The organism is Gemmiger sp. (genome assembly GCF_036306485.1).
Lineage (GTDB): Bacteria > Bacillota > Clostridia > Oscillospirales > Ruminococcaceae > Gemmiger.
The window spans coordinates 71,462-83,849 of record NZ_JAXJZK010000029.1 but is presented as its reverse complement, the minus strand read 5'-3'; the positions used below and the strand labels follow the sequence as shown (position 1 = coordinate 83,849).

At 65.4% G+C, this 12,388-nt stretch carries 10 protein-coding genes; all 10 read right to left on the bottom strand.

Annotated elements, in window-relative coordinates:
- Window positions 1–4: 4 nt before the first annotated feature.
- A complete protein-coding gene (locus U0L91_RS06110; RefSeq protein WP_330045310.1) occupies window positions 5–1,417 on the bottom strand; it encodes an undecaprenyl-phosphate glucose phosphotransferase in 1,413 nt (470 codons plus the stop codon).
- A gap of 103 nt (window positions 1,418–1,520) precedes the next feature.
- Window positions 1,521–3,584: a hypothetical protein gene (locus U0L91_RS06105; RefSeq protein WP_330045309.1), complete on the bottom strand. Its 2,064-nt coding sequence runs from the start codon at window positions 3,582–3,584 to the stop codon at window positions 1,521–1,523.
- Window positions 3,585–3,599: 15 nt separating this feature from the next.
- Entirely contained in the window at window positions 3,600–4,595 is a 996-nt protein-coding gene (locus U0L91_RS06100; protein WP_330045308.1) for a helix-turn-helix transcriptional regulator, read from the bottom strand.
- 21 nt (window positions 4,596–4,616) lie between these two features.
- Window positions 4,617–5,468, bottom strand: coding sequence for a prephenate dehydrogenase (locus tag U0L91_RS06095; protein WP_330045307.1), 852 nt, complete (start codon window positions 5,466–5,468; stop codon window positions 4,617–4,619).
- Between the two features lie 3 nt (window positions 5,469–5,471).
- The gene (gene aroA, locus U0L91_RS06090; protein ID WP_330045306.1) at window positions 5,472–6,770 is read right to left on the bottom strand and encodes a 3-phosphoshikimate 1-carboxyvinyltransferase; all 1,299 of its coding nucleotides are present in this window, start codon (window positions 6,768–6,770) and stop codon (window positions 5,472–5,474) included.
- A 3-nt stretch (window positions 6,771–6,773) separates the two neighbouring features.
- Window positions 6,774–7,790, bottom strand: a complete 1,017-nt coding sequence (aroF, locus tag U0L91_RS06085; RefSeq protein WP_330045305.1) for a 3-deoxy-7-phosphoheptulonate synthase — start codon at window positions 7,788–7,790, stop codon at window positions 6,774–6,776.
- Window positions 7,791–7,828: 38 nt separating this feature from the next.
- Window positions 7,829–9,079: a shikimate kinase gene (locus U0L91_RS06080; RefSeq protein ID WP_330045304.1), complete on the bottom strand. Its 1,251-nt coding sequence runs from the start codon at window positions 9,077–9,079 to the stop codon at window positions 7,829–7,831.
- A gap of 5 nt (window positions 9,080–9,084) precedes the next feature.
- Window positions 9,085–10,215 carry a chorismate synthase gene (gene aroC / locus U0L91_RS06075; protein ID WP_330045303.1) on the bottom strand — a complete coding sequence of 377 codons (1,131 nt, stop codon included), beginning with the start codon at window positions 10,213–10,215 and terminating at the stop codon, window positions 9,085–9,087.
- Window positions 10,216–10,219: 4 nt separating this feature from the next.
- The gene (aroB, locus tag U0L91_RS06070; RefSeq protein WP_330045302.1) at window positions 10,220–11,254 is read right to left on the bottom strand and encodes a 3-dehydroquinate synthase; all 1,035 of its coding nucleotides are present in this window, start codon (window positions 11,252–11,254) and stop codon (window positions 10,220–10,222) included.
- A gap of 33 nt (window positions 11,255–11,287) precedes the next feature.
- Complete coding sequence (locus U0L91_RS06065; RefSeq protein ID WP_330045301.1) at window positions 11,288–12,382, bottom strand: bifunctional chorismate mutase/prephenate dehydratase; 1,095 nt, start codon at window positions 12,380–12,382, stop codon at window positions 11,288–11,290.
- Between the last annotated feature and the right edge of the window lie 6 nt (window positions 12,383–12,388).

Here is a 12,388-nt window from a genome sequence, read left to right as displayed (position 1 = left end):
CGTCTTACTCGATCGATTCATCGTTGACCATCTTGCCGCCGAACACCGTGCGGAACAGAATCTTGATGTCCAGTGCGACGGTCCAGTTTTCGATATACCAGATATCATAGCGGATGCGCTCGGCGATGTCGGTGTCTCCGCGCAGGCCGTTGATCTGCGCCCAGCCGGTCACGCCGGGGCGGACCTGCTGGCGCACCAGGTAGCGCGGGATCTCCTCCTTGAAGTGCTCCACATGGTAGGGCACTTCGGGGCGCGGCCCCACCAGGCTCATGTCCCCTTTGAGGACGTTGAAGAACTGCGGCAGCTCATCCAGGCTGAATTTGCGGATCAGACTGCCGAAGCGGGTCTTGCGGGGGTCGTGGTTGGTGCTCCAGCCGGACTCCTCGTCGGCGTTGACCCGCATCGAGCGGAACTTGTACATCATGAAGGGGCGCTTGTTCAGTCCCACCCGCTCCTGGCGGAAAATCACCGGGCCCGGGCTGGACAGCTTGACCCCGATGGCCACCGCCGCCATGATCGGGCTGGTGAGCACGATGAGCACCAGACTGCCGACCACATCCATCAGCCGCTTGACAAAGGCGTTGAGCAGATTGTCGAAGGGGGTCTGCCGGACGTTGATGAGCTTGCAGTCCCCCAGCACGTCGATGGTGGGACGGGCGGGCAGATAGTCGTTGTAGAAGGGCACCATCGTGATGCGGATGCCCTGTTTGTCGCAGGCCGCGAAGGCCTTGGGGATCATGTTCATCTCGGCGGCGTCCAGCGCCACCACGACCTCGTCAAGGCCGGGGTCCTGCAGGGCGATCTCCATCTTGTCGTAGCCGCCGAGGTACCGCACCTTGAACGCGGGGTTCGGGCAGGGGGCCAGATAGCCGTCCACCCGGAAGCTGTAATAGGGGTTGTGCTCCAGCGCCAGCAGGTATTGTCCGGCCATCTTGCCGCCGCCCACAACGAGGAGATGGCGGAAGCCTTCCCCCCGCCGGTTCTGGGCCCGGTCATACCACCGCTTGAGGATGCGGCGGAAGATCAGGAACGCCGTGGCGAGCAGGTAGAGCAGCGCCATGACGGTACGGGAGAAGTTCTGCAGACGGAACACAAAGAGCAGCGCCATGAAGCCGACGACACCCAGCGCATTGACCAGCGCAATCGTGCAGCTGCGGCGCCACAGTCCGCGCAGGCGGGATGCGTCGTACAGCCCGCACCCCCAGTACAGGATGACCAGCGCCACGGCATAGCCCGTCCAGCCCAGCGCCACGGCGGGGCTGCGGGCGATTTCCAGTGCGGGACCGGCACCGCCCTCCTCGAGGAAGGGCAGCCAGGAAAACCGCAGGTAGTTGGCAAGAAGGTAAGCGGCAAGCAGCAGCAGCACGTCGATGGCACTGCTGATCAGACTTTTGATGCGTTGGTTTTTCCCCAGCAAAGCCGCTTCCTCCTTCCCTTTCAGGATAAGCCTGAATCAAGTAAGTATACCATAAAACCGCGCAGCTTTCAACCTTCGCGCCGTTTCGCGGGGTGCGGGGCCGTCACTCGAAAAAGTACTCCCAGTCGGTGAAGGTGGCATTGACGACGGCCTGCCCGACGACAACGACCGGGTTGCCGCTGCCGGCCTTGGCGGTGAGCAGCACGGTGCCGGTGCCGTCGGCGATGGTGATCGGAATGTCATAGCTGGTGCGGTCGGTGGGCAGATAGAAATTGCCCTGGTCGGTGTCCCGGCCTGCCGCGGCACAGAGCTGGTTTTCCGTCTCACAGGTCACAAAGAGGAACTGACGGTTGAAAGGCAGCGTCAGGCTGTCGGTGTCCTGCAAAGTGTAGTGCAGCGTGACATCCGCCACCCCGCAGAAGGACGGGTCCTCGGCGGTCACGGTGACGGCCACGGTTCCTTCGCCGCGGGGCTCCACCGTGACCGTGGTGGGCTGGCCGAGATCGTTGTCGGTGCCGGTGCGCTCCCAGAACAGGTGCATTCCGCCGCAGGCGTAGGTTGTCCCGATGGGTGCCCAGTAGCGGTACAGCTCGCGGTAGAACCACCAGTTGGCGTTGCGGCTCCACCGTTCGGGCGGGGCAACCTTGACGCTGGGGGTGATGACCAGGTCAAAGTCCCCGGCCTGGAAGGTCTGCAGATAGGCCAGCCGCTGGCGGTCCCCCAGCGCGTGGATGATATAGTCGGTGCCGGTAGGCTGCAGCTGGCCGGTCATGGCCTCCAGGGCGCTGCAGTAGGTGCCGAACACCCGGCGCCCTGCGGCGATCTGCTGCTCGGTGGCCAGCTTTTCGGCCTGGTCGCCGATCCAGCCGCCGAGTTCCGGCAGATAGGTCCGCCCCTCGCCGTGGCCGCCGATCCGGATGCTGACCTGTTCGGACACGCCGACGGCCAGCACCGCGCAGGCCGCCACCGCACACAGCGGCGGTACGGCGCGGCGGCACAGACGGCGCCCGGACGCCGGCAGACGGCGGACTCCTTCGAGGAGGGCGCGCAGCAGGACGGCGGGGACCAGCACGGCCATGAGGGCCGCCGCCCCGCCGGCAGGGCCGTTGTTGGAGGCGCTGACGACGGCATAGAGCACATTCCAGAGCATCATGCCGAAGGTCAGGGCAAACCCGGCGCCGGCCAGCACCGCCGAGCGGTGGCTGCGGCAACGGAAGATGCCCACGGCGAAGAACAGCGCCGCCGCCAGGCAGAAGAGGATCTCGGGCGGCCAGCGCAGGTCGGCGAAGGAGCAGACCCGGTCGCTGAGGGTGGTGCCGAAGTACCAGGTCTGGAAGCTGCCGGTGCCGCGGGTCTGCTGCAGCCAGGCCAGCGGATGGCCCCAGCTGATCAGCGTGACCGAGACGCCGAGCCCCACCACGCTGACGAGGATATAGCGCAGCGTGGCCAGCGCGATCTGCCGCAGGTCGGTGCGGTACAGCCGGATCAGGAACATCCCGTAGGCCAGGGCCACCGCCACATACATGGCGCCGCCCATATCGTTGCTCCAGGGCACCAGGGCGCCGGCCGCCAAAGGCACAAGCCAGGCCGGGCGGACCAGACGGCTGTGGGGATGGGACTGCCAGTACCGCAGCCCGGCCAGGATCAGCAGCACCGCGAGGGTGAGCGCCGCCGAGCGCATCATCCGGGCGCTGTTGCCGTTGGCGGCCGCATAGCCCAGCAGCGTGTTGACCTGGCCCGCGAACGGCAGCGCCGCCCCCTGCACATAGAGGAAGCAGACGCTGCACAGCACCGCGGCGGCGGCCCGTGCGGCCCGCGCCGTGCCCAGCACGACCAGGCAGACCGCCGTCACGAGCAGTTCAAAGTACAGCCAGGTACAGAAATTGCTGGCGAAGATGCTGCGCCCGAAGCTGTTGCCCAGCACGAGGAGCAACCCGCCGACGCTGTACAGTTCCCCGGCGCCCAGATAGACCGTGAAGTCCCGGTAGGGCGCCTGGCCGGCCAGCAGATGGCGCACGGGGTTGTAGTTCTGGAAATCCCCGTTCATGATCTCGTAGCCGATGTCGTAGTTGGCGGCCAGGCCGCGCACGGCGGCCAGACCCGCCAGAAGCACCACAAACAGCACCCACGGTGCGGCGCGCTTTGCGGTTTGCGCTGCGTTATGCAAGGGAAAGCCGCCTCCTTAACGGTAGAGATTTTCCAGTGTATCCAGCGTGCGTTTCATCTCGGCGCGCACACTGGGCGGGTCGATGATCTCGACGCCCGCGCCGAAGCCCGCCACCCAGCCGAAGAACTGGGGGCTGACCTGAATTTCCACCATCAGGTTGAAATGGTCGCCGTCGGGGCAGGGAATCAGCGAGGGCCCGGTCCCGAACCGGTCGATCATGGCGCCGGCAAAGCGGTTTTCGCACCGAAGCGTCACCTTTTTGAGCGGTCCGTTGAACATCCCGAACATCTGCTGCATATAGGCGTTGACATCAAAGTTCGCGTATTCCTCGGCGCCCTCCCGCTTGCGGTCCGGCAGGGCCTCCACCCGGGCCATCTTGTCCACCCGGTAATGTTTGAGCCGTCCCTCGGTGTAGGCGATCAGGTAGTAGTTGCCGTTCTCCCACACCAGCACCCAGGGGCTGACGCAGTAGAGCTGCCCGTCGTGCCGGGGGACCATCCGCTTCTGCAGGTCCCAGTCGCAGTAGCGGAACTGTACCTGCACGCCCACCGTGATGGCGCGGTGCAGGGTATCCACACTGTACAGGATTTTTTCGTCCTGGCTCTTGACCCGGCCCGAGACCAGCACCTTGCGGTCCAGTTCCTCCTGGCGGTACCGCGAGGTGAACTGCCCGAGTTTGTCGATGAGGATCTTGCTTTTGCGGGCCGTGATGAATTTGCTGGCATAGACGGCATCCACAAGCAGCTTGAGTTCGGCCAGTTCAAAGGGGGCGTCCGTCATATAATAGCCGCCGCCCCGGCCGCGCTGCTGCACGATCTCGAACGGAGAGCCGGGCATGTTGTTGAGGGTCTGGATATCGTCATAGACGCTTTTGCGCTCGGCGACAATGCCCCGCTCGCCCAGCAGTTCCACCATGCGGGGAACGCTGAGCGGATGATTCTCGTCGGTTTCCCGGGCCAGGATCTCGAGCAGCGTGAGCAGTTTGAGTTTTTGACCTTCTTTACGCGGCACGATAACGACCTCCCTTCAGGGTCATTTCTGATCGAAAGCCTTGCGGCGCTCGGTCGAAAGCCGGAACATCTCCTCCAGTCCCGCCCGGTCGTCCTCGACCAGCTTGGTGCGGACCGCCTGCAGCGCATTGGAGAACATGTCGATCTCGCTGATCAGGTTGTCCTTGTTCCACAGGAAAAGTTCTGCCCACATCTTGTCGTTGATGCGCGCAATCCGGGTCAGATCCCGAAAAGAGTCGCCGGTATATTTGGCCAGGTCGGTGTTGTCCGACGCGCACATCAGGCTGACCGCGATGGCATGGCAGAGCTGGCTGACATAGCCGATCATGTGGTCATGCTCGGCGGGGCTGAGGATGCTGATGCGTGCAAAGCCCAGCGTCTCGGCCAGCTCGCGGCACCAGGCAATGCCCTGTTCGGTGTTGCGGTCGGTGGGCGTGATGATGAAGTTGGCGGGGGCAAAATCCACCTCGGCACTGTGGGTGATGCCGCTGGTCTCGCGGCCGGCCATCGGGTGGCTGGCGATGAACTCGACGCCCTCGGGCAGCATCTGCTGCACCGGCTCGACGACGCCGCGCTTGACGCCCGACACATCGGTGACGAGCGTGCCGGGGCGGATCAGGTGGCCGTACTGACGGACCCAGTCCAGCAGCACGGTGGGATACAGTCCGAAGATGATCCGGTCGGCCTGCTGCACGAGCGGTTCAAAGTCCCGGATGGCCCCCTCCCGGATATAGTCATGGGTCAGCGCATAGTCCAGCGTGGCCTGGCTGTGGGTGATGCCGTTGACGCGGCAGCCCTTCTGGCTGAGCACCTGGGCGTATTTGCCGCCCAGCAGGCCCAGACCGACAATCAGATAGGTTTTGTTGGCTTCCACTGGTCATTCCCCCGTTATTTCAATGTTGGCGCCCAAGCCTTTGAGCACCTCAAAAAAGCCCGGCCAGCTCTTGCGGACGGCCTCGGCCCCCTCGATGACGGCCGGCAGTCCCGCCGCCAGGGCGGTGATCGCCATGCTCATGACGATGCGGTGGTCGTTGTGACCGGACAGCGGCTCCGCCGCCTTGTGCAGCGGTCCGCCGGTGATGGTGACGGTCTCCCCTTCCGCCTCGACGCAGCCGCCCATCCGGGCCAGCTCGGTCTGCATGGAGGCAATGCGGTCGGATTCCTTGATGCGCAGCCGGCCGGCGTTGCGGATGACCGTGCGGCCGTTGCAGAAACAGCCCAGCGCAATCAGGATGGGACCCAGGTCGGGGCAGTCGGCGAGGTCGATCTCGGTGGCCTTGAGCAGGCTGCGGTGAAAGACAATCGCACCGCCCTTGCGCTCGAACTTGGCGCCGCAGCGGCGCAGGATGTCGAGGATGACCCGATCCCCCTGCCGGGAGGAGGCATCCAGCCCGGTGACCGAGATGCCGCCCACAATGCAGCCCAGCACGGCCAGGAAGGCGGCCTGGCTGTAGTCGGCCTCGACGGTCAGGTCGGCGGCCAGATACCGCTGGGGCGCCGCGACCTTGTAGACGGCCGAGCCGTCCTTGCGGGAGCGGGAGGTGACCTTGACGCCGAATTTCTGCATGGCGTCCACCGTCAGGTCCACATAGCTGCGGCTCTCGAAGGGAGCGCGGACCTCGATGGTGCTGTCCGCCTCCATCAGCGGCGCGGCAAAGAGCAGGCCGCTGATGAACTGGCTGGACACATTGCCGGGCAGCGTGAACGCCCCGGGACACAGACGCCCGAAGATCAGGATGCCGTCCGGGCCCTGCTCAAACCGCAGGCCCTGGCGGGCAAACAGCTGGGCGTACACGTCCTGAGGGCGTTCCATCAGCCGTCCCGCCCCGGTGAACCGGATTTTCTGGGCGGTCAGGCTGAACACCGGCAGCAGAAACCGCAGGGTGCTGCCGCTTTCATTGCAGAAGACCGGGCGGGTAACGGTGGCAAAGCCGTCGCTTCCGCCCCGGCCCGTGATGGTCAGGCTGTGTTCCTCGCGCTGGACACGGGCGCCGAGTTGCTGCACCGCGCCCAGGGTGGCGAGGATATCCTGTGAAAATTCCAGATTTTCCAGCCGGCTGGTACCGGAGGCCAGCGCCGCGCAGAGCACCGCACGGTGCGCCGCGCTCTTGCTGGGCGGTACGGCGGCAGAACCGCTGACCCGGCCGGGTGTAATGACTGCGTTCAAGGCACTCACCCTTTACACTTCACGGCCGACGGCAGCCGCAATGAGCCTGCATTTCTCGATGGTTTCGGCAAAGAGGTCGGGCTTGAGGCACTGGGCGCCGTCGCTCCAGGCACACTGCGGGTTGTCGTGGACCTCGATTTCTAGACCGTCGGCGCCGGCGGCCACAGCGGCCATCGCCATGCGCTGGACGTACTTGTAGTTGCCGGTGGCGTGGCTGGGGTCCACGATGACCGGCAGATGGGTCTTTTCCTTGACGACCGGCACCGCCGAGAGATCCAGCGTGTTGCGGGTGTACTTTTCAAAGGTACGGATGCCCCGCTCGCAGAGGATGACCTGCTCGTTGCCGCCCGCCATGATGTACTCGGCGGACATGATCCACTCCTCGATGGTGTTGGCCAGGCCGCGCTTGAGCAGCACCGGCTTGTGCATCTTGCCGACCGCCTTGAGGAGCTGGAAGTTCTGCATGTTGCGGGCGCCGATCTGCACGATGTCCACATACTGCTCGAACTCGTCGATGTGGGCCTCGTCCATCAGTTCGCTGACAATGGGCAGGCCGGTGGCCTCGCGGGCCTTGACCATGTCGAGGATGCCCTCGGTGCCCAGGCCCTGGAAGCTGTACGGGCTGGTGCGGGGCTTGTAGGCGCCCCCGCGCAGGAAGTTGGCGCCACCCGCCTTGACGAGTTTGGCCATCTTGAGGGTGTGTTCCTCGCCCTCGATGCTGCACGGGCCGGCCATGATGGCGAGGGGCGCGCCCTCGCCGATCTTGATGCCGCGCACGTCGATGACGGTGTCGGCGGGGTGGAACAGCCGGTTGGCGCGCTTGTAGGGCGCCGACACACGGGTGACGTTCTCAACCCAGGGATTGGCGAGGACATCCTTCTCGGCGATCTTGGTGGTATCGCCGACCAAGCCGAAGACGTTGTAGTCGGTACCGCGGATCAGCGTGACCGAGAGGCCCTGTTTCTCAAAATTATCGATGATGCGGTCCAGTTCGACCTGGGGAGTACCCTTTTTGGTGGAGATAATCATGGATGGAAAATTCCTTTCTGTTTGACGTAAGACAGCCTTCAGGGCTTGTCGAAGAGTTGTTCAAAGAGGCGCTTGGCGATCTCGGCGGCGTCGGAGGGGCGGCCGGTGTTGTCCACGATGCCGTCGCTGGCGTCGCGGTAGAGCGGCGCGCGCTCGGTCTGCATCTGGATCAGCGCTTCGAGGCCGGTGGAGAGCGGACGGCCGCCGGTGGCGAGCCGTTCCATCGGGCGCTGCACCCACAGCACCGGGCCGTTCTGGTGCAGGGCCCGGGCGTTGCCGGGCGTCTTGATGACGCCGCCGCCGCAGGCGATGACCTGGCCGTGTTCCCGCGAGACCAGGCTGACCGCCTCCGCCTCATAGCGGCGGAAGGCTTCCTCGCCCTGGCGGGCAAAGATGTCGGGAATCGGCATTCCGGCGCGGCGCTCGATGACCTCGTCGAGGTCCACATAGGTCTTGTTGAGCAGACGGGCCAGGATGGCGCCCACCGTGGACTTGCCGCAGCCCGGCATGCCGATCAGCGAGACATTGCACAGTTCCCGCTTGAGGTCGCGGTGGGTCTGGCCGATGACGCCGGAGGGCAGACGGCGTTCGAGGAACTTTTCCGACGCAAAGACCGCCTGGGCCACCAGCATCTCAAACCCGCAGAAGGCCGGGATGCCCAGCTCCTCGGCCCGCAGCACCAGCTCGGTGCGGAAGGGATTGTACACGCAGTCCAGCACGGCCTTGAGATGGGGCAGGCTGCGCAGATCCACCAGGCAGCTGCCGTTGTCGGGATACATGCCCGCCGGGGTGGTGTTGATGAGGATGTCGATTTCGGGGTGCTGCTGGATCTGTTCGTAGGTCAGCGCCCCGCCCCGTCCGGTCCGGCTGGCCGTCAGGATCTGGCGGGCGCCGGCGTCGCGGCAGACCGCCGTGACGGTATTGTGGGTGCCGCCGGTACCGAGGATCAGCACATTGGCGCCGGTCAGCCGGACGCCGTGGCGGCGGGCCAGGTAGACAAAGCCCGCATAGTCGGTATTGTAGCCGCGGAGCTTTCCGCCGCGGTTCACCAGCGTGTTGACGGCACCGATCTGCGCCGCGCGGGGTTCCACTTCGTCGCAGTAGGAGATTGCCAGCTGTTTATAAGGGATCGTCACATTGACGGCCCGGAATTCCCGCGCGGCCAGGAACGCCCGCGCCTCCTCCTCGGTGGGGAGCGGATGCAGTTCATAGGAATAGCCGCCGATTGTTTCGTGTATGATTTTGGAGTAGCTGTGGCCCAGCTTGGCACCGATCAGACCGTAATCCATTTTCCTTATCCTTTCTGACAGGTCCCGGGTTCCTTGCGGCCCGGTTTCTGCCCCAGTGTGCCGTAGCGCACCGTAAGCAGGTCCAAAATTCCAAACGCCGCCATCGTGTTCTGGACCACGGCGGCACGGGCTACGATGCAGGGGTCATGGCGGCCCCGGATCTGCAGTTTGGTATCGGTCCGCGTCCGGAAATTGACGGTATCCTGTTCGCGGTAGATACTCGGTGTGGGTTTGACGACGGTGCGGAAAACGATGGGCATGCCGTTGGCAATGCCGCCGTTGACGCCGCCGTTGCGGTTGGTGGCGGTCACAATGTCGCCGCCGCGCATCACAAAGGGGTCGTTGGCCTGGGAGCCGCGCAGATCGGCAAAGCCGAACCCGGCGCCGAACTCGATGCCCTTGACCGCCGGAATCGAGAAGGCCAGGTGGGCCAGCTCGCTCTCGACACTGTCAAAGAAGGGCTCCCCGACACCGGCCGGAACACCGGTGATGACGGTTTCCAGAATTCCGCCCACGCTGTCCCCCTCGGCGCCGGCGGCCCGGATGGCCTGCTGCATCGCGGCCTCCCGCGATGGGTCCAGCAATGCAAAGTGTCCGGGTTCGGGGTCGGCGCAGACCAGCCCCGCCGCACTCGAGAGGGGGGCGTCGTCGATGCCGGCACAGCGGGCAATGTGGGTGTAGACCCGGATGCCCCGGTCGGCCAGAATCCGCTCGCAGACGGCGCCGGCGGCCACGGCGGCTGCCGTGATGCGGCCGGAAAAATGTCCGCCGCCCCGGGCGTCCTGGAAGCCCTCGTACTTGGCAAAGGCCGTATAATCGGCGTGGCCGGGGCGCAGCAGATCGGCGGTGCGGGCATAGTCGCCGCTGCGGGTGTTGGTGTTGCGGATCACAAAGGTCAGCGGGGTTCCGGTGGTGTGGCCGTCCAGCACGCCGGAGAGGAACTCCACCCGGTCGGGTTCGGTCCGCCCGGTCGAGAGCCCGTCCCCCCGGGCGCGGCGGCGGTCCATCCGTTCGGCGATATACGCTTCCTCCACCGGCAGGCCGGCGGCCAGTCCGTCCAGCACGGCCCCCACGGCCGCGCCGTGACTTTCGCCGAAGATGGTCAGCCCCACCGCGCTGCCAAAGGTATTTTTCATGGCCTTACTCCTCTTCCGACAGGCCGAGCAGGGCCGGCAGCTCGGACATCGGCAGACGGTCGGCGCGCCAGCAGCCCAGGCCCGGCACCTTGATGACGGTGATGGAATCCCCGCTGCTCTTCTTGTCGTGCTGCATATAGGCAAGCACCTTGTGCTTGTCCACTCCGGTGCGGACCGGCAGGCCCAGCGTGCGGTAGATCGCGCGGGTGCGCTTGGCCAGCGCCTTGTCCTCGATCATGGGCAGCATGCCCAGGGCCACGCACTCGCCGTGGTACAGGCCGTTCGTGCGGCGGCCCCGCACCCCCTTGACGGCCTCGATGCCGTGGCCGATGGTATGGCCGAAGTTCAGGCAGGCACGCTTGCCGTGTTCCCGCTCGTCCTGCTCGACCACGTTTTTCTTGACGCGCAGCGAGCGGTAGATGATCTTTTCCAGATTGTCCTCGGGATGTTCACATTCAAACAGGCCGTACAGCTCGGGGTCGGCGATCAGGCCGGCCTTGAGGGCCTCGGCCAGGCCGTTGACCAGATGGCGCCGGGGCAGCGTGGCCAGCGTGTCGAAGTCCACCAGCACGACCTTGGGCTGCCAGAAGGCCCCCACGATGTTCTTGGTCTCGCCGAGATCGACCGCGGTCTTGCCGCCGATCGAGGAGTCCACCTGGGACAGCGTCGTGGTGGGGCAGTTGACGAAATCAATGCCGCGCATATAGGTGGCGGCGCAGAACCCGCCCAGGTCCCCCACAACGCCGCCGCCCACGGCGACGAGCAGGTCGTGGCGGGTCATGCCGAAGTCCAGCATGGCCTGCAGGACCTGGCCGTAGACCTTGAGGCTCTTGCTTGCCTCGCCCTGCGGCACGGCATAGACGGTCCCGTTGGGGCACTGTGCCAGCACGGTCTGAGCGTACTGCTCAGGGACGCCGGAGTCCGTCAGGATGAACACCCGGCGGTTGGCAAGGTTGATAAACTGGTACAGGTTCGCCAGGCATCCACGCTTGAGGATAATGTCATAGCTGCGGCTGCCGAGCTGCATCGTCAATTTCATAGCAAAGGCCTCCCACTTTCTTTATATCCGGTATCAGAGATCAAATACGCCAAGGATGCGAACGGTGCGGCAGACCTGCTCCAGTTCGCGGACAAGACGGCCGGCGTCCTCGGGCGCGGCGCCGTCGGGGCAGATCAGCTGCACATAAAAGTAATATTCAAACTGCACATGGGGCAGCGGCCGGCTCTTGATGGTCTCCATATTGAAGCCGCGTTCCCCGATGATCTGGATGACCTGGGCCAGCTTGCCGGGCTTGTGGTCCACCGTGAAGAGCATGGCCAGGCGCTGGCCGGGTGCGGCGGTGCGCTGGCCGGCGTTTTCGCTGCGCTCGATGACGACAAACCGGGTGGTGTTGTCGCCGTCCTCATTGACGCCCTCCACCAGGATCTGCAGCCCGTACAGGCGCGCGGTCTCGGCCGAGGCAATCGCCGCCAGCGAGGGGTCGCCCTGTTCCGCCACATACCGGGCGGCATCGGCGGTATTGCCCCAGACGCGGGTGGCATAGCCCCGCGCCCGGAGGAAGGGGCTGCTCTGGGCGAGCGCCTGCTGATGGCTGATCACCGTCCGGATCTGGTCAAGACCGGCACCGGGCACTCCCAGCAGATCCTGCCGGATGGGCAGATCGCACATCTGGGTCACGGTCAGGCCGCGATGGGCATACAGCAGGTCCAGCACGGTGGAGACATCCCCGGCGTTGGAGTTCTCGATCGGGAGCACGCCGCAGAAGGCGTCCCCCTGCTCGACGGCCTCGATGACCTCGGCCCAGGTGGCATAGCTGCGGGCCCGCGCAAAGGGGAAGAGCCGCCGCAGCGCAATGTGCGACCAGGCGCCCTCCACGCCCTGATAGGCCGCGACATCCCGCCCGAGCAGCGCCCGCTGATAGGCGCGGGAAACGCTGAGGGCGCCGCCGAGGAATTCCTTATAATAGGGGCGCAGCGCCTCGTCGGAAATCCGGTCGGTGTTGCGGGCAATCAGCGAGGCCTCCCGCCCGGCGTCAAACACCGCCTTGCCGGTGCGCGCCTTGTACTGCGCGACCTGCCCCACAGCGTGCATCCGCTCCTCAAAGAGCGCGGCCATCCGGGCATCGATCTCGTCGATGCGGGCGCGGGCCTCCTGTAATTGATCCATGACGGT